This window comes from Falcatimonas sp. MSJ-15 (assembly GCF_018918265.1).
GTDB lineage: Bacteria > Bacillota > Clostridia > Lachnospirales > Lachnospiraceae > Falcatimonas.
Window position 1 is genome coordinate 35,641 of record NZ_JAHLQC010000005.1, and the last position, 26,113, is coordinate 61,753.

General features: G+C 32.4%; 21 protein-coding genes and 1 tRNA gene. All 22 read left to right on the top strand.

Translation table 11 applies throughout. The features are described 5' to 3' along the window. The first annotated feature begins 118 nt into the window (after nt 1-118). The 22 genes from KQI85_RS04935 (at nt 119) to KQI85_RS05040 (ending at nt 25,995) form a co-directional block, all read left to right on the top strand. Entirely contained in the window at nt 119-1,744 is a 1,626-nt protein-coding gene (locus KQI85_RS04935; RefSeq protein WP_216574988.1) for an ABC transporter ATP-binding protein, read from the top strand. A 479-nt stretch (nt 1,745-2,223) separates the two neighbouring features. Next, nucleotides 2,224-2,364, top strand: a complete 141-nt coding sequence (locus KQI85_RS04940; RefSeq protein WP_216574989.1) for a cyclic lactone autoinducer peptide — start codon at nt 2,224-2,226, stop codon at nt 2,362-2,364. Between the two features lie 2 nt (nt 2,365-2,366). After that, a complete protein-coding gene (locus tag KQI85_RS04945) occupies nt 2,367-2,936 on the top strand; it encodes an accessory gene regulator B family protein (RefSeq protein WP_216574990.1) in 570 nt (189 codons plus the stop codon). A 185-nt stretch (nt 2,937-3,121) separates the two neighbouring features. After that, nucleotides 3,122-4,951, top strand: a complete 1,830-nt coding sequence (locus KQI85_RS04950) for a helix-turn-helix transcriptional regulator (RefSeq protein ID WP_216574991.1) — start codon at nt 3,122-3,124, stop codon at nt 4,949-4,951. 515 nt (nt 4,952-5,466) lie between these two features. Then, nucleotides 5,467-7,155: an ABC transporter ATP-binding protein gene (locus KQI85_RS04955; RefSeq protein ID WP_216574992.1), complete on the top strand. Its 1,689-nt coding sequence runs from the start codon at nt 5,467-5,469 to the stop codon at nt 7,153-7,155. A gap of 312 nt (nt 7,156-7,467) precedes the next feature. Beyond that, entirely contained in the window at nt 7,468-8,406 is a 939-nt protein-coding gene (gene cysK / locus KQI85_RS04960) for a cysteine synthase A (RefSeq protein ID WP_216574993.1), read from the top strand. 72 nt (nt 8,407-8,478) lie between these two features. After that, complete coding sequence (locus KQI85_RS04965) at nt 8,479-8,628, top strand: YezD family protein (protein WP_216574994.1); 150 nt, start codon at nt 8,479-8,481, stop codon at nt 8,626-8,628. A 237-nt stretch (nt 8,629-8,865) separates the two neighbouring features. Next, nucleotides 8,866-8,935, top strand: a tRNA-Cys gene (locus tag KQI85_RS04970). A 31-nt stretch (nt 8,936-8,966) separates the two neighbouring features. Further along, nucleotides 8,967-9,839 carry a radical SAM protein gene (locus KQI85_RS04975; protein ID WP_216574995.1) on the top strand — a complete coding sequence of 291 codons (873 nt, stop codon included), beginning with the start codon at nt 8,967-8,969 and terminating at the stop codon, nt 9,837-9,839. Beyond that, complete coding sequence (locus KQI85_RS04980) at nt 9,832-10,194, top strand: NifB/NifX family molybdenum-iron cluster-binding protein (protein ID WP_216574996.1); 363 nt, start codon at nt 9,832-9,834, stop codon at nt 10,192-10,194. The genes KQI85_RS04975 and KQI85_RS04980 overlap by 8 nt, the downstream gene beginning before the upstream one ends. 31 nt (nt 10,195-10,225) lie before the next feature. Next, complete coding sequence (gene nifH, locus KQI85_RS04985; RefSeq protein WP_216574997.1) at nt 10,226-11,074, top strand: nitrogenase iron protein; 849 nt, start codon at nt 10,226-10,228, stop codon at nt 11,072-11,074. A 12-nt stretch (nt 11,075-11,086) separates the two neighbouring features. Further along, nucleotides 11,087-12,070 carry a PLP-dependent cysteine synthase family protein gene (locus KQI85_RS04990; protein ID WP_216574998.1) on the top strand — a complete coding sequence of 328 codons (984 nt, stop codon included), beginning with the start codon at nt 11,087-11,089 and terminating at the stop codon, nt 12,068-12,070. 118 nt (nt 12,071-12,188) lie between these two features. Then, nucleotides 12,189-13,634 carry a nitrogenase component 1 gene (locus KQI85_RS04995; RefSeq protein WP_216574999.1) on the top strand — a complete coding sequence of 482 codons (1,446 nt, stop codon included), beginning with the start codon at nt 12,189-12,191 and terminating at the stop codon, nt 13,632-13,634. Nucleotides 13,635-13,661: 27 nt separating this feature from the next. After that, nucleotides 13,662-14,951 carry a nitrogenase component 1 gene (locus KQI85_RS05000; protein ID WP_216575000.1) on the top strand — a complete coding sequence of 430 codons (1,290 nt, stop codon included), beginning with the start codon at nt 13,662-13,664 and terminating at the stop codon, nt 14,949-14,951. 179 nt (nt 14,952-15,130) lie between these two features. Further along, the gene (locus KQI85_RS05005) at nt 15,131-16,957 is read left to right on the top strand and encodes a helix-turn-helix transcriptional regulator (RefSeq protein WP_216575001.1); all 1,827 of its coding nucleotides are present in this window, start codon (nt 15,131-15,133) and stop codon (nt 16,955-16,957) included. Between the two features lie 1,144 nt (nt 16,958-18,101). Then, the gene (locus KQI85_RS05010; RefSeq protein ID WP_216575002.1) at nt 18,102-18,584 is read left to right on the top strand and encodes a hypothetical protein; all 483 of its coding nucleotides are present in this window, start codon (nt 18,102-18,104) and stop codon (nt 18,582-18,584) included. A gap of 18 nt (nt 18,585-18,602) precedes the next feature. Beyond that, the gene (locus KQI85_RS05015; protein WP_216575003.1) at nt 18,603-19,244 is read left to right on the top strand and encodes a hypothetical protein; all 642 of its coding nucleotides are present in this window, start codon (nt 18,603-18,605) and stop codon (nt 19,242-19,244) included. Nucleotides 19,245-19,277: 33 nt separating this feature from the next. Continuing rightward, complete coding sequence (locus tag KQI85_RS05020; RefSeq protein ID WP_216575004.1) at nt 19,278-20,858, top strand: ABC transporter ATP-binding protein; 1,581 nt, start codon at nt 19,278-19,280, stop codon at nt 20,856-20,858. A 285-nt stretch (nt 20,859-21,143) separates the two neighbouring features. Beyond that, nucleotides 21,144-21,605 carry an Hsp20/alpha crystallin family protein gene (locus KQI85_RS05025; protein WP_216575005.1) on the top strand — a complete coding sequence of 154 codons (462 nt, stop codon included), beginning with the start codon at nt 21,144-21,146 and terminating at the stop codon, nt 21,603-21,605. 239 nt (nt 21,606-21,844) lie between these two features. Further along, nucleotides 21,845-23,176, top strand: a complete 1,332-nt coding sequence (locus KQI85_RS05030) for an NYN domain-containing protein (RefSeq protein WP_216575006.1) — start codon at nt 21,845-21,847, stop codon at nt 23,174-23,176. 285 nt (nt 23,177-23,461) lie between these two features. Next, on the top strand, nt 23,462-24,361 hold the full coding sequence (locus KQI85_RS05035) for a hypothetical protein (RefSeq protein ID WP_216575007.1): 900 nt from the start codon (nt 23,462-23,464) through the stop codon (nt 24,359-24,361). A gap of 278 nt (nt 24,362-24,639) precedes the next feature. Next, the gene (locus tag KQI85_RS05040) at nt 24,640-25,995 is read left to right on the top strand and encodes a TrkH family potassium uptake protein (RefSeq protein ID WP_216575008.1); all 1,356 of its coding nucleotides are present in this window, start codon (nt 24,640-24,642) and stop codon (nt 25,993-25,995) included. Nucleotides 25,996-26,113 lie beyond the last annotated feature (118 nt).

Consider the following 26,113-nt stretch of genomic DNA (forward strand, 5'->3'; position numbering starts at 1 on the left):
ATTGAAAAAACTATTTATAATTAAAAATAAAAGTTGAAACTAAAAAAAAAAATGGTATAATTAATTGCACTGAAGTGATAAAAGATGACAACGCTACTAGATGAGAGGAGAATGCAAAATGAATAAAAATTTAAAATGGATAATTAAGAAAATGAAAGCATCTAAATTAACATTGGCAATATATACGTTCTTAGTTATATTGGCTGCGATAGTTAATGTAGCAATAGCATACGTTCTTAAATTGTTCATAGATGTAGCTACAGGTGATACTGATCTTAGTTTTAGAAATGTTGTTATAATATCGGTTGTTGTTCTGCTTGCAAGTGGTTTTATAGAGATATCAGCAAAGATTATAGAGACTAAGATTCAGGCAAAGTGTGAATTAAATCTTAGAAAAGATGTCTTAGGGCATATCATGTATGGAAAATATCAGGATATAGAACAAATACATAGTGGTGATATATTTAATAAGATGACAGAAGACATAAGAACAATATCAAGTGTCTATAGTTACATAATAGGTAATTTTATATTGAATATATTCTTAGTAGCTATGGCAATAATAGCATTGTTTGCGTTGAGTTATAGAATAGCAATAGCATTATTAATAGCAATGCCAGTTTTAATATTTTTGATAAGTTTATTCAATGCACCTATAGGAAAAGCTGATGAGAAAAAGAAAGAGAGCGAAGAGCGTAATAGAGTTTTGCTTCAGGAATATATATTAAAGTTAAAAACAATTCGTTTGTATCATGTGCAGGATAGATTTGTCAGACAGTACGAAAAAGATTATAAAGATGTATACCATAAAAAAATAGTATTTAGTATATGGGAAGGTATAGCATCATTTTTAAATAGCCTTATAGGAAATGTAATGCTTCTTGTGACACTTGGTCTTGGAACATATTTTGTATTAAATGGAAAAGCTACAATTGGTTCATTGATTGCTATAGTGCAGTTACTAAACTATGTTACAGCACCATTTTCAAATCTTGCAGATGGAATGTCTAAGATAACTCAATCCAAAGTATCAGCCGAGAGAATTAAGGAACTTGTTGAAAGTAATGTTGAACTTACAGAAGATGAGCATAGAACAGTTGATGTGGATCAGCTTATAGTTGAAAATCTGGGATTTGCTTATGGAGATAATAAGATATTAGAAAATCAGAATATAAAATTTGAGAAAGGCAAGTCCTATTGTATAGTTGGAGAGAATGGATGTGGAAAGACAACTTTATTAAATATCTTATCAGGCTTGTATAAACAAGATGAAGGAGATGTATATATTGTTAAAAATGATGGAAAGATAGAAAAAAATACGAGATCATATGTATCATTGCTTTCAGCAGATGAACAGATATTTTTTGGCAGTTTGATAGATAATATTACTCTGTTTTCGGATAATTATGATGCAGAGAAGATTAAAAAAATAGAAAAATTGACCAAAATAAGTGAAATAGCTGATTCAAAAGACCAAAACTACGAAACACAGTTGAATGAATCAGGTAAATCTGTATCAAGTGGTCAGGCACAACAGATTAGTCTTGCAAGGGCATTATATTATGAAAGAGAGATATTATTGCTTGATGAACCTACAGCTAATATGGATACAGATGCTGTAAAGCTATTTGTTGAAACTATTGATAAAGTAAAGAAAGATCATATAGTAATAATAGTAACACATGATCCACAAGTAGCGGATGAATGTGATTATAAAGTTGAATTGACAAAACTTGCATCATAGATGATTATAAATGGAGTTGCTAGAGTTAAGCAACTCCATTTTTGATTATTGAGAAAACATAAAAAGTAAAACTAAAAAGAAAAGTTCGAACATATAAAGAGAACGAAATGGCAAATCTAAGAGCAAAGTATCAATCATAAAATTAGCAAAAGTATCAAAAAAAGTTTCAAAATGGCGAATACACAATTTACTTAAAATATCTGTAAAAACTTTAACAAAATAAAATAAAATCTCATAAAATAGAACAGACATACGAACAAGATATGGATAAACAGTAAACAAACAGTAAACAAACAGTAAAAAAAATATGGACAAACTATTAAAAATGCAAAGTACGCAAGAATAAGTGCAAAGTACGCAAAATGCGAGATTTTTTAAATTGTTTGTAGTAAAATATAAGTGTGTACGAAAGAAAAGTAAAAACTGACCAAGTGCATATGTGAATATGCACGCCCATAATAACAAGGAGGTGATTAACTATGAAAAACAATGACAGTATAATTAAAAAGATACTTTTTGCTGTTGCAGAAGCAACAAGTGAGACAACTTCATGTATAGGTTTTTATGAACCTGAATTACCAAAACAGCTTGTCAAAAAAGAAAAAGAAGCAGGTGAATAATATTGTTCGAATATTTGACAGAGGAGATAGTACTGTTTCTTGTAATGCGTAAAATACTTGATGTTGACAACTGGGATGTATATGCATACAGCATAGAAGTGATACTTATGAATCTTATTCTTCTATTGTCAATATTAGGAATAAGTATTATCGGTAATTGTCTCATGTTATTCGTGGGATATATTCTGTTCTATATTCCAATAAGAATATTTGCCGGTGGGTATCATGCCAAAGATAGCAGCAGATGTTATATATTGTCTTTGGGATTATATATTGTGTTGGCTGGTATATATAGACTCCTACCTGAATTATATACTAACAGATATGCAATAATAATCGGAATAATTGCTGTGATTGGACTTGCAATTATTGCACCATATGACAATAAGAAACATCCGCTTGCCAGATATCAATATAACAGGAACAGAAAAATAGTATATTCAATATTGGCAATTGATATAATTGCTTTTGGGCTATGTACTTTAGTGGAGAGTACAATGGCTTCATGTATAATAATGTATCCTACTGTTTGTCTTATTATGATTTGGGTGGAGATATCTAGACAAGAGTAGTTGGGGATTGAGTTGTGTGAAATTAAAATAAATAAGTGGAACTTGTTTTTACATTAATAAAATTAACCGTAGAAACAAGTTCTATTTATAATTAATAAAATTGAGCATAGAAATAAGTACTATTTATGACTAAAAATAAAACTATTAGTAATATAATTATTAGTAGAGACATCAGGAGAATGCATATGACGAAAAATATAGATAGCAGACTAATAGAGAATAAACTTATAGTAAATATAAGGAATAGCAAAAATATAAAAATATCAGAATTGTGTAGTGGAATATGTGGGGAAACGACATTATGGAGATATGAGAATGAACGTAGCATGCCAGATAGTCTTACTTTCTATGCATTAATGCAGAGATTAGGAATATCTCCTGATAGATTCGATGTGATACTTAGTGGAAGAGAAGAAGAGTATTATAAGTGGAGAGAAGCTACACTTCACGCAATACGATGTAAGAGATGGAATGAATTAAGGAAAATTATAGACAATAGAGTTAACATAGAGATGAACAATGTACTTCAGGAACAATATCATACATATCTAAAGGCTGTATTAGAATTAAGGTGTAATAATAATATGGTAAAATTTTACGAATATTCTAAGAAAGCTATTGAATATACAGTTCCAACTTGTGAAGAATCAATTGGAATATGTTTTTTAAGCTCTTTTGAGTTACATCTTATGTGTATGTATCTGTATGGCGCTAGAAAAAATAATATTATGCCAGTGAAAGACATTAAAAATATATTTGATAAAGTAGAAAAATATGTATGCGAAAATATAGAAGATATATTGGAAAAATCGAGAGTATATCCTGAGATAATATGTGCAATGTTAGAAACGGTGGGAGACGATATTAATGTCAATATGAGAATATTGTATGAGCAAAAAGCAATGAGTGTTCTAAAGGATACATTAGAATTTGCTAATATAATAGAATTGCTTAAATGGTATGTAAAAGATTTGCATATAATTGGAAAAATAAATGAAGCAAAAAAGGCAGCAATACAATTAGAAGCATTAATAGATCTTATGGATAGATGTGGTATAACACATCAGGAATATAGAATCGAAATGTGGAATATTAGAGATAGTCAGATGAGAATATTTAGTGAATATGTCAGTGCGCAGAGAGAATATAGAGATCTTACACAGGAACAGGTAAGCTATAAAATATGTGCAGTGGAGACGTATTCAAGAATAGAGAATGGAAAGCAGGCAGTAAGCAGAAGAAATTATACAAAATTGAGAGAAAGATTGTGTGCAAACTGGAGAATGTACGAAGGTCAGATAGTTACTAATAATCCTGGTATGCTTTTGCTGATGACAAAACAGAGAATTGCCATGATTAATGAACGATATGATGAAGCATATGGATTATTGGAACAGCTAAAAAAAGAGCTTAATATGGAACATATAAAGAATATACAATATGTAGAGATGATGAAACTCATATTGCATAGTAGAGCTGCTCATATATCGCCGGAGAAGATGATTGTAGAGTATAGGCAACTTCTTAGATTGACAATTGATGATAAGAAAGTAAGTAAAATTAAAAGATACTATACAAAGACAGAACTAGAGATATTGTACATGATAGCTATGGAATATCGAAAACAGAATGAATATGATAAAGCATTAGAGATTGTGGATGCGGCAATAAATAATGTTGAACGACATAGCTTAAAGCATTATAATGATACGATATTAATGAGAGTAATAAGAGCAAAGATATATATCGATACACATAGATATGCGGAGAGTATCAGCGAGAGCATGGAAGTGATTAGAATGGAGATTAAGATTCAACAAGCGGAATATATTCCACAGTGTGTTAATCTTATAGGGCAGGCACTTGAGTTAGAAGGAAAGAGTGATGTAACAGTATATGGACAGTGGTATCGCATTGCAATATATATGTGTGATCTGTTAGGCTATAATAAACGTAGTAGAGAATACAAAGAATATTATAAGCAGAATATAGATCATGATATTGAATTGTATTAAATAAATACTAAAAATGATTATGCTTTTGATAATAGAAAATATTTCTAAGTCGCTTAAAGAAGTATATTGTATTAACAAAAGATGAAGTTAAGCTATTATTTAATATAAAAAGAACATGACGTTTTGTGAAATAAAATTTTTCACAAAACGTCATGGTTTTTAAAAAAAAATTATGTTATAATCAACTTATCAAAGCGGTAACGCAACAGAGAATACTATTATAGTATAGTTACCACTTTGGATATACAGGCAGGAGGTGTTAATATGGTATTCGTAAGGAACTCAAGCAGATAACTAGATAATGGCGTAACAATTAACAACAGCAGGTCGTCCTGCATGAATTGTTAATGGACCTGCAGATGCACCTTAATATATTAGATGCATTATTTTATGGAATTGCTGTGATAATATATATTTAATATATATGTCATAGCAATTCTTATGTATGTAGCTCCATTATTATGGTGAATTGGATATATTTATACTATATTTAATTCACAGATATGAGGTGAAACATGAAAAAATATCTATACAGTAATAAAAAAGAATTTATAATGTACCTATTAACAGTGCCAATTATGGCGATTATGTCGATTTTATTTTGCAAAGCGCTTCAGCCTGTTCTTGATATTGTACTTACAGGTAAACAGAAAGATTTTGCAAAATATTCAATTCTTGCAATATGTTTTGCAATTCTTGATATGACTGCAACTGCATTATGTAAACGTTCAAAAGAGAAGTATCGAGCAGCTTTTTTAAAAGATGTGAAGAAAGATATATTCGCAGGAATATTTAAGAAAGATATTGTTACTTTTAGTTCAAAAGGAAGTTCATATTATATGAATATTCTTAATAGAGATGTATATCAGATGTGTGAAAGCTATTTTGATGCATTATGTGGAATATATCGTGTAGCAGTATGTTTTGCAGTTACTTTTGTCACACTTGTATTTATAAGTCCGTATATAGCACTGCTTAATATAGCAGTAGGTCTGTTATCAGTCATAATCCCCGGAAGATTCGAGAGAAAGCTTAATGATGCACAGAATAATGCATCTAATAATGCAGAGAATTATATAAGAGATATAAAAGATTCATTTGGTGGCTTTTCGACTATCAAACTCTTTAATATACAGAATAAGATAATGGATAAAGTTAATGTAGCTAATGTTGCACAGGAAGACAGTACATATAAGAGTAATATGCTTAATTATTATGTAGGTTGGATATCGATGCTATGCACTTCTCTTAGTTATGTTCTTACAATCGTTGTTGGAACATGGCTTGTATTAAGAGGAAGTATGACAGCAGGTATGGTGCTTATGATATCGCAGCTTATTGGTGGAATATTATCGCCATTTGAGGAACTTCCGATGTATGTGGCTGAATATAAGTCTGTAGGGGATCTTAAAGAGAAGATTAACAGTATGCTAGATGTAAGCGAAGAGAGAGAGACAGACAAAGCTGATATAATGGGTGACAATACAGGACTTAGCCTTTCTAATGTGTCATTTTCGTATGACGGAGAAGTTAATCAGATTGAAGATATAAGCGTGCAGTTTGAACCGGGTAAGAAGTATGTGATTGTCGGAGAAAGTGGAAGTGGTAAATCTACACTTGCCAAGCTTATTATGGGATTTTATGATAATTTTGGCGAGATAAAACTTGATGGTGTAGAACTTGCTGATTATAAAAGGGAACAACTCTATGGAAGCCTTAATTATATGCAGCAGGATGTATTTTTGTTCGCAGATAGTCTATATAATAATATTACATTATATAAAAAATATGACAGTGAATGTGTAGAAGATGTGATAGATAGAGCAGGGCTTAGAGAACTTGTAGATTCATTACCTGATGGATTGTTGACTTTGGTAAGCGAGAATGGAAGTAATCTCTCCGGTGGAGAAAAACAGAGAATAGGTATAGCAAGAGCACTTCTAAGTGGAGCTAAGTACCTTGTTCTTGATGAAGTTACAGCAAGTCTTGATGCTATTATGGAGAATCAGATTGAGAATACTATCCTTGATATTAGTTCGGTTGGAAGTATTATTATAACACATAGACTTAATCCTAATCTGTTAAACAGGTGTGATGAGATTATCGTACTTAGAGATGGCAGGATAGCTGAAAAAGGAAGTTTTAATGAACTCATGCAGCAAAAAGGATATTTTTACGGGTTCTATATTGTAAATCATGAATAAAATGATAACGTTGTATTAAATGTATCTATAAAAATCTATTTATCTTAGATAACTATATTGTGTTCTAACAAGATGGTATCAGTTATAGTCAAAATCTATAACTGATACTACAAAAATACCTATTACCAAAGCGTTAAAAGTATATTGACTTTTTTTATCCATAAGGCTATAATCAGTTCATAAGTTGGAAATCCTATTAATCCTATTGTTACAGTAGGAATATAGAAAAAGTAACTGTTAACCAAAAACATATGATTCTGTAGATGACAGAATATAACAATGTATATAATAAGATATATGGAGGATGATATTATGAGTCAGATCAAAGAAAGCGCACTTGAATTAATCGGTGGAACACCAATTTTAAAACTTAACAATTATTCTAAAAAAGCAGGAGTAACACAGGCTACAATACTTGCAAAACTTGAGTATCTTAATCCAGCAGGCTCTGTTAAAGACAGAGTAGCAGCAGCTATGATTGAAGATGCAGAGAAGAAAGGTATCTTAAAGGAAGGTGCAACAATTATTGAACCAACAAGTGGTAATACAGGTATCGGTCTTGCAGCAGTAGCAGCAGCCAAAGGATACAGAACAATCCTTACATTACCTGATACTATGAGTGTTGAGAGAAGAAATCTTCTTAAAGCATATGGTGCAGAACTTGTACTTACAGAAGGTGCAAAAGGTATGAAAGGTGCTATTGCAAAAGCTGAAGAATTAAGAGATTCAATTGAAGGTGCAGTTATTCTTGGACAGTTTGTTAACCCGGCTAATCCTGCAGTTCATAAAGCCACAACAGGTCCTGAGATATGGGAACAGACAGATGGCAAAGTTGATATATTCGTAGCAGGTGTTGGTACAGGCGGAACTATAACAGGTGTAGGTGAATATCTTAAAGAGAAGAATCCTAATATTAAGATAGTTGCAGTAGAACCGGCAACAAGCCCTGTTTTATCAAAAGGAACATCAGGAGCACATAAGATTCAGGGTATTGGTGCAGGATTCGTACCGGAAGTTCTTAATACTAAGATATATGATGAAGTACTTCCAATTGAGAATGAAGATGCATTCACAGAAGGAAGAACATTCGCTGTAAGTGAAGGTATTCTTGTAGGTATCTCATCAGGTGCAGCACTTAAAGCAGCAGCAATACTTGCAAAGCGTCCAGAGAATGCAGGCAAGACAATTGTAGCACTTTTACCTGATTCAGGTGATAGATATCTTTCAACACCATTATTCAGCAATAACTAATATATAGTTTAATTTAATGTTGATGAATAAAATGATAGCATGATATCTACATAACAGTCAGGAGTGAGGGAAATGGAGAAAGAACGTAAAATAAAAGATGCACATTTGATAACTCTTGAAAAATTGCTTGATGATATGAAATTTGGTAATATAACCATAATCGTGCAAGATGGCAAGATAGTACAGATAGATAAGACAGAAAAGTACAGAATTAGAGAATAGGTTATATTCTAGAACTATTAACCTGAATAAATATATTAAAATATTAATATAATAAAATATTAATATAAAAAATAGGCATACTAAAACAAATATATTAAAATAAAAATATTAAATATAAACTGACTGGAAAACCAGAGGTTTGCTAGAAGATATTATTGTAATTATATAACAAATAATAGCCAAATAATTATAATAATAATTAATAATTTTAGCAAATCTCTGTTTTTTTGTGTATCTGATGCCGTAGCCGCAGGAAGGGCATAAGTTTGCAAAACTGAAGTTGGTGGTTCGAGTCCACCCGGTATCACTATAATTATATTAAGAAAGAAGGTGCCATTATGGCTAATACATATAACGATTTAAAAGAATCGCACCCATGCTTTGGTAATCATAAGAATAATGTTGGAAGAATTCATCTTCCTGTAAGTCCGGGTTGTAATATTGCATGTAGATTCTGTGACAGAGTTATAAGTGATACAGAGAATAGACCGGGTGTTACATCTAAGGTGATAACTCCGGATGAGAGCATTGAAGTACTTGCAAAAGCCCTTAAGATATGTCCGGAGATTACAGTGGCAGGCATAGCAGGTCCTGGTGATACACTTGCAACAGATTATGCACTTGATACTTTTAGAAAAGTTAAAGAACATTATCCAAATCTTATAAAATGTATGAGTACTAATGGACTTCTTCTATATGAGAGAGCAGATGAGATAATTGATATTGGAATAGATTCTCTTACAGTTACAGTTAATGCAGTTAATCCAGCGATTGAAGCACAACTTAATAAATATATTATCTATCATGGTAAGAGATATGATGGTGAAGAAGGTGCAGCAATTCTTATAGCTAATCAGTTAAGAGGAATTAAGAAGATATCAGATGCAGGGATAACAGTTAAAGTTAATACTGTTCTTGTACCGGAGATTAATGGAGAACATATCGAGACAATTGCCAAGACAGTGAGTAAGGCAGGAGCATCTATATATAATATAATTCCACTTATACCACAATATGAATTATCTGATATGAGAGCACCTGTATGTGCTGAGATTGATGCAGCCAGAGTAAAAGCCGGCAAATACATAGATGTATTCAGACACTGTAAGAGATGTCGAGCAGATGCTATAGGTGTTCCGGGCAGAACAGAATACAAAGAACAGGTATATGGAAGAACATTACAGATAAAGGAGACTTTTTCGCATGGCTGATAAGATATACACAATTGCAGTTGCGACAACAGATGGAGAGATGTCGGATACACACTTTGGAAGAGCAGATCAGTTCTATATATATGATGCAGACAGTGATGGATATGTAGAATTAAGAGAAGTAAGACACGTTGAGCCTATATGTAAAGGTGGATATCATTACAAAGATGAGATGCAAAGAGGAGTAGAGAAGTTCGCCGATTGCGGATATATTATTGCAGCCAAGGTTGGTGAAGGAGCAGCAGGAGTACTATCACAGAATGGAATAAAATCATTTGAGATTGCGGGATATATATATGATGCAATCGACAGGCTTATAGAATATGAAGGACTTCTTAACTTGTTTGAGATCTAAAAAGTTTATAATACTAGGAGGAAATGAAAAAATGGGAGAAATAAGACAGATTGCAATCTATGGAAAAGGTGGAATTGGTAAATCAACAACAACACAGAATCTTACAGCAGGACTTGTTGAACATGGCAAGAAAGTTATGGTTGTAGGATGTGATCCAAAGGCTGATTCTACAAGACTTCTGCTTGGAGGACTTGCACAAAAGACAGTTCTTGATACTATCAGAGATGAAGGTGAAGATATCGAGCTTTCAAGAATAGTAAGAGATGGTTTTGGAGGAACAAAATGTGTAGAATCAGGTGGACCTGAACCTGGTGTTGGTTGTGCAGGACGTGGAATTATTACATCTATTAATATGCTGGAGAATCTTGGCGCATATACAGATGACCTTGATTATGTATTCTATGATGTATTAGGTGATGTTGTATGTGGTGGTTTTGCGATGCCAATAAGAGAAGGCAAAGCAAAGGAGATATATATAGTTGCAAGTGGTGAGATGATGGCGTTATATGCAGCTAATAATATTGCAAAAGGTATTAAAAGATATGCGAAAAGCGGTGGCGTAAGATTAGGTGGTATTATATGTAATTCAAGAAATGTAGATAGAGAACTTGATCTTTTAAGAGCATTTGCCAAAGAACTTGGAACACAATTACTTTATTTTGTACCAAGAGATAATATCGTTCAGAGAGCAGAGATTAACAAGAAGACAGTAATAGAATATAAGCCGGATTCTAATCAGGCACAGGAATATAGAAACCTTGCGCAGGCAGTAATAGATAATACAAACTTTGCAATTCCTACACCTATGACACAGGAGCGACTTGAAGAGATACTTCTTGAATATGGACTTATGGATAGTGCAGATGATTATAACATTTAACGGGAGGTAATTATGGCTAGAATATATAATTCAATATTGGAGCTTGTTGGTAATACACCACTTTTAGAGATTAAAAATTATGAGAAAAAACATGGAATAGATGCAAGAATATTAGTAAAACTTGAATATTTTAACCCTAACCAGAGTGTAAAAGACAGAACTGCATTATCTATGGTTGAAGAAGCACAAAGACAGGGGATATTAAAACCAGGGGATACAATAGTAGAGACTACAAGTGGTAATACAGGAATAGGACTTGCATCAGTGGCAGCAGCTAAAGGCTATAAGTTCAGAGTATATCTTCAGGATCAGGTAAGTGAAGAACGATTCAAGACGATAAGAGCACTTGGCGGAGAGACAATCAAGTTATCGGAAGTACCGGTAGTAGCAGAGACGTTAGATAAGACTAATGGGGACTTTGTAGCAGCAGTAAAAGCTCTTAAGGAGCAGGTATTAAAAGAAGATAAGAATATATTTTTTGCAGACCAGTTAGCTAATCCGGCTAATCCAAGAATACATGAATTAACAACAGGTCCGGAGATATGGGAAGATACAGACGGTGAAGTAGATATACTCGTTGCAGGTGTTGGAACAGGTGGAACAATATCAGGAACAGGAAGATACTTAAAGAGTAAGAATCCTGATATAAAAGTTGTTGCAATTCAACCGGGAAAAGGTTCAATTCCAAGTGATGATAATCCCGAACCAGAGGAGATAACAGGTGTACATCCATTCGAAGGAATACCGGCAGAACAGGTTCCTGAGACAATGGATCTTAATGTATATGATGAGAGATTTGAAGTAGAGACAGAAGATGCATACAAGGTAGCCAGAGATCTTGCAAAGACAGAAGGATTTCTTGTTGGAACATCATCAGGTGCGGCATTATATGCAGCAGTGGAAGTAGCTAAAAGAGAAGAGAACAGAGGTAAGACCATAGTAGTAATTCTTCCGGATACAGGATTAAGATATCTGTCTACTAATCTGTTTGAGTAGGCTTATTATAAGTACAAAGATAAGATAAAGATACTTCTTAAATAGATAATAGTTATGTGATTATATGAGTGTAATCATATATTGAGATTATATAAGGAAGAAGAAAGGAAATGAATGTATGGCTAGTAAACAGTATTCCGGAGTCAGGGAAAGTCATCCGGGAAGAGTTAATGATCTTGGAACAACCGGAAGAGAAGTCAAGGAGAATTATGAAAAAGGATGTCTAAAGAGAGCTGACAGAACTTTCGCCCAAGGATTACAATGTCAGCAGATTAACAGTATGGCAGCATTAATGTCACTTGAAGACTCTGTATTTATATCACATTCACCACAAGGCTGTGTAGGCTGTGCGATTATGGCCGTTGATATGTACAGAGTAGGTCAGGCACACAGAGGAATTAAGAATATTAAGAATCCCAGAATAATAGTGACTAATATAGATCAGAAAAGTGTAGTATTTGGTGGAGAGAATAAGCTTAGAGAAGCTGTAAAAAAAGCAGTTGACAGATACAATCCAAAGATAGCATTTATATATGCTTCATGTGCGTCAGGAATTATTGGAGATGATATAGATGCTATAGCAGCAGATCTTGGTTATGAATATCCGGATACATTAATGGTTCCGATACATTGTGAAGGTTTTAAATCTAAGATATGCGCATCTGGATTTGATGCTGCTTTTATAGCAATTAACAAATATATATTAAAAAAAGAAAAAGTTCCAAAAGAAGATGATCTTGTTAATCTATTTGCACCAACCACAGTAAGTTATGCGGATCAAAAAGAGATGGAGAGAATGTTATCTCTTATAGGAGCGAGAGTTAATTATATACCATTTTACAGTTCTCTTGATAAGATTAAGAAGATACCGGCAGCTAAAGCATCAACTTCTATATGTAAAGTATTTGCTGATGAATTCATGAAGACATTATGGGAAGATTATGGCATACCATATTCACATACAGTTATGCCGATTGGAATTCGTAATACAGATATCTGGTACAGAGGAATAGCCAAAGTTCTTGGAAAAGAAGCAGAAGTAGAAGAGATAATAAAAAAAGAACATGAGAGAATAGAACCACTTGTACAGAAGTTAAGAGAGAGATTAAGCGGAAAGAGAGTATTCATCTGTGGAGGAACAGGACGTTCATTTGCGGCAGCAGCACTTATAGATGATTTTGGAATGGAACTTGTTGGACTTGAGACACCAACTTATGATGAAGATGCACAGGTTGACATAGAATATCTTAATGGAATACATAAAGATTTCGTTGTAGATATTGCGAATATGCAGCCATTTGAACAGGTTAATCTTATAAAAAGATTACAACCGGATGCATTCATCGGTGTGCCTGAGTGGGCAGCTAAACTTGGAATACCAACAACACATGTACTTGATGGCAAGCGACCAACAATGGGATATGACGGATTATTATTCCTTGGTAATAAGATAGCAGATCAGTTACAGAATCCGGGATTTAATAAGAAACTTGCAGAACATGTAAGACTTCCATACAAAGATAGTTGGTACGAAGAAGATCCATTTAAATATATAACCAGATAAATATGTAGATGAAAGGCAGGCTATAATATGTCACAGATAATGGAGAATCCAAAAGGCGGATGTGTACTTGCAGGAATCAATGCTGTTCTTGGTGCAATAGACAGAGTATGTCCGGTATATCATTCAGGTCCGGGTTGCTGTATGCAGACAACAGCAGCAGATCAGGGACAATCAGGGCATAAGAATTCATGTTTTGTAAGCAGTGTATCCATTCCGTCAAGCAATATGCTTGAAAAAGAAGTTGTATTTGGTGGAACAGATAAATTAAGAAGTACAATAAAAGGTGCAATAGATATAATAGATGCAGATGCGTATTTTGTATTAACAGGCTGTACAGCCGGAATAATTGGTGATGATATAGTAAGTGTAACAGAAGAATTCACACAGGAAGGATATAAAGTATATCCTATCGAGACACCGGGATTCGCAGGAGATAGCAATCTGGGATATGAGATTATATGGAATACACTTATAGATAAGGTTATTAAAAAAGATGTGCAAAAAGATGACAGACTTGTAAATATCTTTGGAATAGTTCCTTATCATGATCCATTCTGGAGTGGAACATTAGAAGAGATAGAACGTATACTTACACAGCTTGGACTCAGAGTAAATACATTTTTTACAAAACATCAAGGAATTAAAGATATAGAGAACTGTTCAGCAGCAGCACTTAATATAATTATTAATCCATGGCTATTCAAAGGACCTGCGAAGAGATTTGAAGATAAATTCGGTGTAAAGAGTATAAGAGTACCGGGATTATTTGTCGGAGCTACAGATACAACAGCATTTGTAAGACAGGTAAGTGATGCACTTGATCTTGATAGAGAACTTACAGAAAGCGTAATAAAAAAAGAAGAAGATTATGTATACAGTTATCTTGCACAGGCAATAGGTGTAGTAAGTTGGAAGAGATATGCAGTAGTGGCAGATGCGTCTAATGCAGTAGGTATAACAAGATACCTTGCGAATGACTTTAGCTTTACACCAGTTCTTGTAATAATATCAGAACCGATATTCAGACCGGAAGATAAAAAACGAATTATTAATGAGATTAGCAGACTTGAATATGCCAGACCACCAAAAGTAATATTTGCAACAGATCAATATGAGATTAATGAAGCTATAAGAAATGAAGAAGAAGAGATAACACTTCTGATTGGCAGTAGTAATGAAAGAGAAGTTGCACTTGAAAAAGATATTCAGTTCATACTTGGAGCATTCCCGGTTAATGAGCGACTTATATTCAATCGTACATACGCAGGTTATCGAGGAAGTCTTACATTTACAGAAGACTTATATGATAATCTATAATCTGACTGCTACCATAGGCTTGCCTGTGGTAGCAGTTATAAATTAATAGGTTACAAATTAATAAAGTACAAATTAATAACATAGGCATATGTCCTGCATTACTTGACTTTACTTGAAAAAAGTGATACATTGATAAAGATATAAATTTGACTAAAAGTAGGGACAACAGGAGATAACGTATGCGAGTAGACAGAGAGAATAGGAGTATTGGTGAAATAATATTAAATACACGAAGAAATAAAAATATATCGATATCAAGGCTTTGTAGGGGAATATGTAAAGAATCAACATTATCAAGATATGAAAATGGACTTATGGAACCAGATGGTCTTACATTCTATGCATTAATGCAGAGACTTGGAATATCAGCAAGAAGATATGATGTAGTATTAAAAGGAACAGAAGAAGATTATTACAGATGGAGGATGGCAACATATGATGCTGTTAGAGAGAAGAAATGGAATAGGCTTGTACAATTAAGAAATAGTAAAGTAAATGAGATAGCGGAAGTAAATTATGTGTTAAAAATGCAATATAATGAATATCTTGACGCAATAATAGAGTTAAGATGCCATAATAATATATTGGGATTTTATGAACACATAAAGAGAGCGTTAGAATGTACGTTGCCAAAATGTCAACATGGAATAGAAGATATTATATTAGGGGCATTTGAGATTCATTTGATATATATGTATCTATATGGAATACAGAAGAATCATATCATGAAAGATAGAGAATTAAAAAATATATTAGAGAAACTAGAGAGATATATAGATAATAGGATTGACGATAAATTTGAACTTGCAAAAATATATCCAAGAATGGTATGCGTAAAAATGGAACTTATAGGTTCTAAGATAGATATACATACACGAATTGATAATGAGCGAAAAGCTTTAAGGATTCTTAACAATGCTTCGGCGATGAATGATATAACAGAGATTCTTAAAATGTATATATATGATCTTAATGAAGTAGGTGAGAAAAGTGAAGCAGATAAACGCCAAGTGCAGTTTAATACACTTTGCTATGTAATGAATATATGTGGAGTGAGTGATGAATATCACATAGAAGAATGGAAAGGTGGAGATATACAAGCAAAAGTATTTAGAGAATATGTTAGTGCGGAGAGGAGACACAAGGGTCTTACGCAAGAAGAGATAAGCTCGGGAATATGTGCTGTAGAAACGTATTCAAGAATAGAAACGGGTAAGAGAGCGGTAAGTAAAAAAAATTATGACAAGATAAGAGAACGTCTTGGAGCAAATTGGATGAATTACAGAAGTCAAATTGTTACAGATGATTATACTATGCTGCTAATGATGACAAAACAAAGAAGTATGATGTATAATAGTGAATATAATGAAGCTAAGGCAATACTAAGAGTATTAGAATCAAGACTTGATATGACTTGTACTGAGAATAAGCAGTATATAGGTTTGATAAAATTAATATTACAAAGAAAAGATAATAAAATAACAGGAGAACAAATAGTTAAAGAATATAAACATCTTATAGAGATAACTATGGAAGGAATGGAAATAAGTGAAGTGAAAAGATATTATACAAAAACTGAACTTGAAATAATATATCAGTTGGTTATGGAATATAAGAATGATGGAAATGTCGAAGAAGCAGAAGAACTTATTGATGTAAGTTTAAAAAATATGGATAGACGGAGTTTGAAGTGTCCAAACGATACGCTTATGATAAAAAAATTGCGAGCAGAATTATGTGCGGATATGAAAGATTATGCAGAATGTGTTAAAGAGAGTATTTCTGTAATAAAGACAGATATGGAGAATTATCAAACTGAATTTATAGCACAGTGTTCTAATTTGATAGGATATGCACTTGAACGTAGTGACAAAAATGATAAAGAATATAGAGAGTGGTATATTAGAGCAATATATTTGTGTGATCTATTCGGATATAATAATTGGAGTAAGACATATAAAGATTATTATATGCATAAAGTGGATCCGAATGTTAAATGGTATTAATGCTGTTGGTTTTGATGAATTTCATATAGTGTAAGATGTAAATAATAAAGATCATAGTGTTAAAAGATACTATGGTCTTTATCTATAATGTGTTAGTATAAAAATAGATATTATAACATAAAAATATTAAAAAAACCATGACGTTTCATGCAAAAAAAATTGCACAAAACGTCATGGCTTTTAATCAAACGACATGGTATAATGGAATAAGTCAAAGCGTTAACATGATAAAAATAGCGACTTTGAAATAATAATAAAAAAGGGGTCAGATGAATAATGTTAGCATTAATTCAATCATATGAATTAAAGAAGATTTCACCAGATGGCGTAGCATGTCCAGGAGGAAATCCATACAGAGTTGTATCGATAATGTAGTTATAGCTTAAAAAATGATAATGTAAAAGGGTTGTATCAAAAAAATGTTTTGGTACAATTCTTTTATATTAAATAATCTCTCGGAATCCTGAGTGATTATATCCAGCACAGTTAGTGATGAACATTGAAAAGTGAATATTATTCGAAATGAATAAAAATGAACATGAGAAACAGACATAACTGCTGCTATGCCTTAAAAAGGTGTATAATAATCATAGGATTATGCCACTTCTAAAATCAACTTTCGTAGGGTAGATTCAAAGGGCAGATTCCATGCATCAAGATGTTGCAGCAGCATGATGTTATAGAGGCGACAGTACCACATCCCACTAGAGCGGTGTCAGCCGTTTTCTAATAAAAGTCATATTTCTTACGTTTATTGGAACGTTCTACAGAAGTTCTTGCATTAAATTCCGTTTTCCATTCGTCACTGTTACGTGGCGATATGTTGATTAATCGTGGATTGTCCTTTGTGACAAGGTAAACTGTTCTTTCATATTTGGAATCAGAGTTAGGATAATATTTACGTAAATTTTTGACTACAAAGTTTTGGTAGTCAGAATGACTGCCACAGTTAACAGATAAAATCGCCTCCAATCGAAAAATATGTCCTATAAACAAGGGTGTGAAGCACCGCATTTTTCGATGAATTTGTCAAGTGTTTTTGACCAAAAAAGTGGGGGATTTTAATAAAAAGGAATCTGAAAGCCTTATATTTACTGGCTTAAAGATTCCGAGAGATTATTTAAAGTATTGGGAGGAAAAAGAAATGTTTATTAGATTTAGTGAAGATATGCAGCAAATGCATTATTGGGGCGATAATATATATATTATTGGAAAAAATGAGGAATATTATAAGTTAAATGAAGTGGAAACTTTTTTAATGGAGTATATAATAAAAGAAAGAAATATTGATAAGTTAGTAGTGTTGATTTGTAATGAAAACAAAGAACTTATTGAAGATGTAGTAAAAACCTTTTTAAGTATGTTTATAAAAAATTATCAAACCTTTTTAGAATTGGATTACAGAAAAGATGAAAGAGATGTCATGGTTAGCGGTAAAAAAGGAGAAAATTATCCATATAATTTGATAATATCTTTAACAAATGAGTGCTTGCATGATTGTAAACATTGCTATAAGGGAGAAAAAGGTATATTAAAAAGAATTAATATTGAAAAATTAGAAAAATTTCTAGATAAAATGCAAGGAAAAGTTCCATATTTGCAATTAACAGGTGGAGAGCCTTTATAATATAGTCAAATAGCCGAATTGTTAGAAAAGTATTCAGAACATTATCATATATCAATATCAACGTCTGGAGTTGCTAATTCGAAAATTGAAATTAGTACATTAAAAAAAATTGATGCTTTTCAAATATCGCTATATGCCTCAAATATGGAGAAACATAATGAGTTTTGTGCTAATAATAATTCGTTTGAAAAAATTCGAAGTTTTTCAGAACAATTAAAGAATAATAACATAAAATTTGGATATTCATTTATTGTGACACCAGGCACATATGATGATATAGAAAATATAGTAAAACTAGCTATATTGTGGGGAGCAACATTTGTAAAATTTGGAACAATGGTAGCAAAGGGAAAACTAGAAAATAATAACAAATATGAAATTCCGTTGGAAAAATTTGAAAATGTAAAAGAAAAATTGGATAGTTTAAAAGAAAAATATAAAGAGTATATATATATTGAAACAATAAATAAGCATGATTCACAAATAGAGTGTGGTGCAGGAAAATTTATATGGTATATAAATGAATATGGCAACATATATCCGTGTGCAATGACAGAAAGTAAAGAATGTATGATTGGAGATATAACAAGTGACAATATAATTAAACATGAAAATGTCGATGTATATACGATGTGTGGAACAAAGTGTATATTAATGTAAAATACTTTAGAAGATGATAGGAGAATAGCATAAATGAAAAAGAAAGTATATTTTGTTTTGTCAATTATATCACTTGCAATTATGGCTTTTATGAGTGTGAAATTACCACTTATAATTCAGAAATGTGTAGATGCAGTAATTGAAAAAGAATATATAGTTATGTATGATAAGTTAAAAATAGTTATAATGTTGAGTGTTCTGACCGTAATTGTTGCAATGCTAAGAGTGGTATTCGAAGTAGCATTTGAAAATGCAGTAAAGCATGAGCTTAGAGGAAAATTACTTGTTGGTCTTACAAATAAAAAATTGCAAGATTTTACAGTCGATGAAAATGCTAGATATGTTTCGATATTTAATAATGAAATAGATATGGTATATGAAGATTATTATCTTAATGCAGTTGATATATGTGGTTGTATGATTACTGCACTTATGTCAGTTACTGCACTTTGCCAGATTAATATTGCAATTGGAATGATAATATTTACAACTTGTATACTGATAGCAATAGCACCGCAATTTTTTAAAAAATCAAGTCAGAAAGTGCGAATGGAGCTTACTGATAACTTAAAAAAGTATAATGGCCTATTAAAAGAATTCCTTGAAGGAATGTCTGTGATTAGAGAATATGGATATATTAAGAAATTTCTTAGCAGACTCACAGGACAAAGCGAAAATATTAATAAAAGTATGACAAAAAGAGGGAGAATTAACTGCAAAGTTAATGCGACTGTAATTATCCTACAAAAAATACAGGATGTTATGATAATACTTATAGGGGTATCAATGATAAAAGAGGGAAATATGACAGCGGGACAACTTCTTGCAGCAGTAAGTTTAGCATCCGTTATGTCAACTCCGATTACGTATTTGGCATCATTATTTTCAATTAGAAATAGTGTAAAACCTGTTGTTGATGAATTGAATCAGATAATGAGTATAAAGCAAGATAAAGTATATAAACAAATTAATCGAATAAATAAAATAGAATTAAAGAAATTATCTATTAGATTTGAAGATAAAGTTGTGTTGGATGAAGTTGATTATACGTTTGATGCTAATAATAAATATTTAATAATGGGAGAGAGTGGTTCTGGAAAAAGTACATTATTAAAGATACTTAGCATGGAACAGGATAATTACATAGGAGATGTTTTGATAGATGGAAAGTCACTTGCAAATATTAGTGAAAAAGATTATTTTTCACATATAAATATAGTACATCAGGAAGCATTTATGTTATACGATACAGTGATTGAAAATATTAAAATGGATAAAAAACTTGATGATGATATTATAAAAAATGTTGGAGTTAAGCTTAATATCAGCGATTTATTAGACAAAGAAGATGCTACAGTATTGTCAGGTGGTGAGAAACAAAGAGTTTCATTGGCGAGAGCACTTGCAGATGTTAAGGATTTTATTATATTAGATGAAGTAACATCATCATTAGACAGGGATAATGCAATAAGAGTAGAAGATGCTTTGTTGAATGGTATAGGTACAGGAATGATTAATGTATCACATAAACCAATAAAAGAATTAATGGAAAAGTATGATGTTATACTTGAATTAAAGAATGGTAAGTTGATTGAATTGCAAGATAAAAATTAATTTAGCAAGAAAAAAGTCATTTGCATGAGAATTTGTACTGATTGCGAATGGCTTTTTGTATAGTATTTTAGCGTGAGTTGTCTGTTAAATATAAAGTTCACAGAAAGTTCACAAAAAAAATAGCACTCACCCCTTGACAGTGCTAATAATAAGTGCTATAACATACGTAGAACAAAGGAAGAGGATAAAAAGAATTCCTTAAACATCCCAGTTCCAGGAAACAAGGTAAACAAGCATGAGATATTCACAAAGTGAATACCTGATATAAAAAAGGAGAGATGACTTATGTTAATGCCTAGTATTTTTGGAGAAGATTTATTTGATGATTGGTTTGATTTTCCATTCTATGAAGACAGAATGGGTGATAAGGTAGAGAAGAAGTTGTACGGACGCCATGCTAAGAATCTTATGAAGACTGATGTTAAAGAGAAAGATAATGGTTATGAAGTTGTCATTGATCTTCCGGGATTTAAGAAAGATGAAGTAAAAGTATCATTAGAGAATGGATATATGACAATTGAAGCTGCCAAAGGTCTTGATAAGGATGAAAAAGAAAAAGATTCTGGCAGATATATAAGACGTGAACGTTATGCAGGTGCAATGCAGAGAAGCTTCTATGTAGGTGATAATATTACTAAGGAAGATATAAAAGGTGAATTTAAACATGGTATACTTACACTTTTTGTACCAAAGAAAGAAGCAAAACCGGCAGTTAAGGAAGATAAATATATAGCTATTGAAGGATAATGATGTTCTGATTGTGTTTTTATACCTGCACAATTGAATCAGCATCCGATGTGATTGGTATAGTTATTTAGAAAATGATATACTAGATGTTTAGAGTAGAAAAAGGGAACTTTTATATATGATTTAGTTCATATATATAAAAGTTCCCTTTTTTCTGCGTTAATTGTGTGATATACTAATAACGTTGCGGGATATATACAACATTATTTTATATTATATTTTTATAAGGAGGGCTTTATATGACAGTAGACAAGAGAGACGTAGTGGCTACTGTAGCGTATATGATTGGTGTACGAAAAGAGACACTGAATAAGTATTATGAAGAGTCATGCAGTGAATTATTAGAGACACTTTATAATGACCAGAACGCTACAACAATAAGGTATCTGTGCAAGTTAAGGACAACCTTATTTCAGAAGTTTAAGAAGACAGATTATGAGATGAAGTACAATCTTTCTAATCTTGACAGATTAGAGGAATGGTATGATACGGATAATATTAAGAAGCTTGAGAGCTGGGGGATTCCGATAATACAGGTTAATTATTCATCAGAGAAATACATGGAAGATTTCACAAGATTAATTAATGAGAATATTGATAAATGTGAATATCTTTTTCACGACTGGGTAAAGTTCGAATATATCAGGGAACTGTTCTGTATACCAAAACACACCAAGAAAAATGTATTTAAATCAGAATTTGAAAAATATATGAAAAATCTCAATAATTATCCTTTCCAGATGTATATATACTGGGAGCCTAGGGAACGTGGCAATATACTTTTTAATGATGATAAATTCTTAAGTATAATATATACTCAGCATAAAGATTATTTTTGGGATAAATCCAAAGTAAAAGATGCAGATGAAGATACCAAAGCAGATATATATGAATTCATAAGAGAGGGTTATAAAGTTGCGATAGCAGTTGATTGTGAGAATTCTGATGTATTCAAGTTATATGGTGTTCTTAAGAATCTTAATCCGGATGAACTTGCAAGAATTGAGAAGATTATGCTATATGATGATTATCATACATCGACTGCATGGGAGTGGCTGTCTAAGTTCACTAAGATACCGGTTGAGTATATTGAAGTTAACAGAGTGACAGAACTTAAGTCACTTGTTGATATTAAGATGACAGCCGGTGTATGTACAGCATTCTATAAGGATGGAATAGATTCATTTATTATATGTTCAAGTGATTCTGACTTCTGGGGACTTATATCTTCACTTCCTGAAGCTAATTTCCTTGTTATGTACGAATATAGTAAATGTGGTAACCCTATTAAGGAAGCATTAGAGGAACATGATATACTTAATTGTGCGATGGATGATTTTTGTACCGGTAATGCCACTGATTTAAAAAAAGCAGTATTAATTGATAAACTAAAGTCGTATGCTCCACAGATTGTTGGAATGAATGGCAGGGAACTTGCCAGAAAACTGTATGGTGATACAAGGATTACTACTACAGAAGCTGAGATAGATAATTTTTATAACAAGTATATTAAGACAATGAGACTAAAAATCAACGAAGATGGGGTTTTTTATGTAGAAGTTGCTGACTAGGAAACTATTTTTCATAAAAAGTGTTGTGTATAATGAATAACGAAGGCGCATATATAGTATTTTTTTTATAAAAAAGACAAAAACTAAAAAATGTAATTTGTTTTCTATCCTCTTTTGTGTTAAAATCAGAAGGTATACTAAAGAGAAGATGATAGATATGATATATAATAAATTATGAACTTTTCAATCTGACCGATATATATACATATAAGCAAGCGAAACTTTTTGATACTAAGAAGTATACACCTATTAGTAAAAAAACTTTATAAAAGGTAGGTTGGAATTATGAAGGTATGGAGAATACACCTTAAAAATGATATAGCAGAAGAATACACAATGGAGGATCTGCTTAATTTTTGCATAGACAATAAGCTTATTGGCGTTGGCTGGAGCGATATTAAGACAAGAGAGGACTCGGAACTTGCAATTAAGAAGGAGGCTCTCGTATATCCTGATGCGACAGCAGCGATGAAAGCTGTTAATTCTATGAGAAAGATTAAGGAAGATGATTTGATATGGGCACGAATTGATAATATATATTATCTGTGCAGGGTAACCGGATTGTGGAAAGATAGTACACCCGGTGAGATGCACGATCAGCTTGAAGTGTCTAATTATGTCAGTGCAGAATGGCTTAAGATTGGAATGGAGGAGCTTGTACCGGAGAAAGCAGTCAGCAGTTTCAGAACAGCAGCAGTCATTCAGAGTATATCTGATATTGAAGATATATCAAAGCATATATGGAACAAACACAGTAAGATTGTATATTATAAGAAGCCGGAGAAAAAATCGGATATATGGAGTGTACTTCCATCGGAGTGTGTGGAAGAGATTGTACTTTTGTATCTGCAGATGGAGAAAGGATTTCATATATATTCAACAACTATGAAATATTCAGCATGGAAGTATGAATGTACAATGATTAATAGAGAAGGAATCCTTGCATATCCACAGGTTAAGAATGGAACTGTAGTTGTAAGAGCAGAGAGTTATATGGATGCGGTTGAGCTTGAACCGACAGCACAGGTATATCTGTTCTCGACAGGTGAGAAGTATATTAAGAATCAGTGCGATAATATTCATTTTATCTATAAGAGAGAACTCGAGGAGTTTATTAAAGATAACAGACGATTATTGCCGGGACTCACAGAGAGCTGGATTGCGATGACAGGGTTCTTTGAATAAGATATAATAGTAGCTTTCTATACAACAGAATTATATTTATAATTAGTTGTATGGAAAGCTTTTTAATATTATCAGATAATGTGAATAAATATATGGTATTAGTATGTTATAAAATTGTGGCGCCCCATAGACTTGCCTATGGGATGAAAACCAGATAGATTTTTTACTTGCTAATCTTTATACAATCTTAATACTATAAGTTATTTTTTTATACAAACTTTAAACAGAGAGTACTATACTATAACAATCTGTGAATATTAGATTTAGGAGATATAATTATGGAAAGGAAAATTAATGGAAAAATAAAATTTACAACGTTTAATATAATAATAATAGGCTTTATTATTGTTATTATTGCAGGTACAATTTTGCTTATGTTACCACTGTCAAGCAGAACGAGAACAGTTACACCATTTCTTGATGCACTGTTTACTGCGACTTCAGCAACATGTGTTACAGGTCTTGTGCTTCATGATACAGCAACATATTGGTCAGCGTTTGGTCAGTTTGTTATTCTTATGTTGATACAGACCGGTGGTATGGGTGTTGTGACATTGTCAATATGTATAACAAGATTGTCAGGACGAAAGATTGGGCTTATACAAAGAAGTACTATGCAGGAATCTATAGCAGCTCCGACAGTTGGTGGAATTGTGAGAATGACAAGTTTTATAATAAAAGGGATAATACTGTTTGAGGTTGCAGGAAGTGTAATTATGATGCCTGTATTTATTAAAGATTTTGGAATATTAAAAGGATTATGGTATTCGGTTTTTCATTCTGTATCGGCATTTTGTAATGCTGGCTTTGATCTTATGGGGAGACCGGGTAATGGATATGCATCACTTACAGGTTATAGCAGTAATGTGATTATTAATATAACGATAATCATGCTGATACTCATTGGAGGAATCGGGTTTACAACATGGAATGATATTGTTACTAATAAGAATGCTTTAAAAAAATATAGATTACAGACAAAGATAATTCTTGTGACAACACTTGTTCTTGTAGTAATACCTGCACTTTATTATTATTTTGGAGAATTTGAGTCTGGCAGATGGGGTAATATGTCGGAAAAAGATAAGATTCTTGCATCACTTTTCCAGACTGTAACACCACGAACTGCCGGGTTTAATACAGTTGATTTGACTAAAATCAGTGAAGCCGGAATTACAATTATGATTCTTCTTATGCTAGTAGGTGGAGCACCGGGCTCTACAGCAGGTGGAATGAAGCTTACAACGCTAGCTATTTTGTTTACGAATATGATTACTGTTTTTAAAAGAAAAGGCGATATAGAGTGCTATGGAAGAAGAATTGAAGATAGTGTTGTAAAGAGTGCAGCAACGCTTATTATGATGTATGCAAGTCTGTGTATTGGTGGAGCTGTAATAATCAGTATTGCAGAGAAGCTTCCTATGCTTGATTGTATTTTTGAGACTGCATCAGCAGTTGCAACAGTTGGACTTACGCTTGGTATAACACCTGGGCTTGGTATTGTATCAAAGATAGTATTAATTATTCTTATGTATATAGGACGTGTTGGTGGACTTACACTTATATTTGCAACAGTATCGGAGAGTGTAAAGAAAGGTTCTAAGTATCCAAAGGAGAAAGTGACAGTTGGATAGGAAGAAACTGATATATAGGATAGTAACAGGTGATAGTTGGATAGGAAGAAACTGATATATAAGATAGTAACAAGTGTTTGATAAATATCTGACAATAGAGTAGAAAAAGGAGAGATAT

What these genes read in the sequence shown, in the direction of transcription:
- KQI85_RS04935 (WP_216574988.1), top strand. Translation starts at nt 119, where the DNA reads ATGAATAAAAATTTAAAATGGATAATTAAGAAAATGAAAGCATCTAAA.
- KQI85_RS04940 (WP_216574989.1), top strand. Translation starts at nt 2,224, where the DNA reads ATGAAAAACAATGACAGTATAATTAAAAAGATACTTTTTGCTGTTGCA.
- KQI85_RS04950 (WP_216574991.1), top strand. Translation starts at nt 3,122, where the DNA reads ATGACGAAAAATATAGATAGCAGACTAATAGAGAATAAACTTATAGTA.
- KQI85_RS04955 (WP_216574992.1), top strand. Translation starts at nt 5,467, where the DNA reads ATGAAAAAATATCTATACAGTAATAAAAAAGAATTTATAATGTACCTA.
- cysK (WP_216574993.1), top strand. Translation starts at nt 7,468, where the DNA reads ATGAGTCAGATCAAAGAAAGCGCACTTGAATTAATCGGTGGAACACCA.
- KQI85_RS04965 (WP_216574994.1), top strand. Translation starts at nt 8,479, where the DNA reads ATGGAGAAAGAACGTAAAATAAAAGATGCACATTTGATAACTCTTGAA.
- KQI85_RS04975 (WP_216574995.1), top strand. Translation starts at nt 8,967, where the DNA reads ATGGCTAATACATATAACGATTTAAAAGAATCGCACCCATGCTTTGGT.
- KQI85_RS04980 (WP_216574996.1), top strand. Translation starts at nt 9,832, where the DNA reads ATGGCTGATAAGATATACACAATTGCAGTTGCGACAACAGATGGAGAG.
- nifH (WP_216574997.1), top strand. Translation starts at nt 10,226, where the DNA reads ATGGGAGAAATAAGACAGATTGCAATCTATGGAAAAGGTGGAATTGGT.
- KQI85_RS04990 (WP_216574998.1), top strand. Translation starts at nt 11,087, where the DNA reads ATGGCTAGAATATATAATTCAATATTGGAGCTTGTTGGTAATACACCA.
- KQI85_RS04995 (WP_216574999.1), top strand. Translation starts at nt 12,189, where the DNA reads ATGGCTAGTAAACAGTATTCCGGAGTCAGGGAAAGTCATCCGGGAAGA.
- KQI85_RS05000 (WP_216575000.1), top strand. Translation starts at nt 13,662, where the DNA reads ATGTCACAGATAATGGAGAATCCAAAAGGCGGATGTGTACTTGCAGGA.
- KQI85_RS05005 (WP_216575001.1), top strand. Translation starts at nt 15,131, where the DNA reads ATGCGAGTAGACAGAGAGAATAGGAGTATTGGTGAAATAATATTAAAT.
- KQI85_RS05010 (WP_216575002.1), top strand. Translation starts at nt 18,102, where the DNA reads ATGTTTATTAGATTTAGTGAAGATATGCAGCAAATGCATTATTGGGGC.
- KQI85_RS05020 (WP_216575004.1), top strand. Translation starts at nt 19,278, where the DNA reads ATGAAAAAGAAAGTATATTTTGTTTTGTCAATTATATCACTTGCAATT.
- KQI85_RS05025 (WP_216575005.1), top strand. Translation starts at nt 21,144, where the DNA reads ATGTTAATGCCTAGTATTTTTGGAGAAGATTTATTTGATGATTGGTTT.
- KQI85_RS05030 (WP_216575006.1), top strand. Translation starts at nt 21,845, where the DNA reads ATGACAGTAGACAAGAGAGACGTAGTGGCTACTGTAGCGTATATGATT.
- KQI85_RS05035 (WP_216575007.1), top strand. Translation starts at nt 23,462, where the DNA reads ATGAAGGTATGGAGAATACACCTTAAAAATGATATAGCAGAAGAATAC.
- KQI85_RS05040 (WP_216575008.1), top strand. Translation starts at nt 24,640, where the DNA reads ATGGAAAGGAAAATTAATGGAAAAATAAAATTTACAACGTTTAATATA.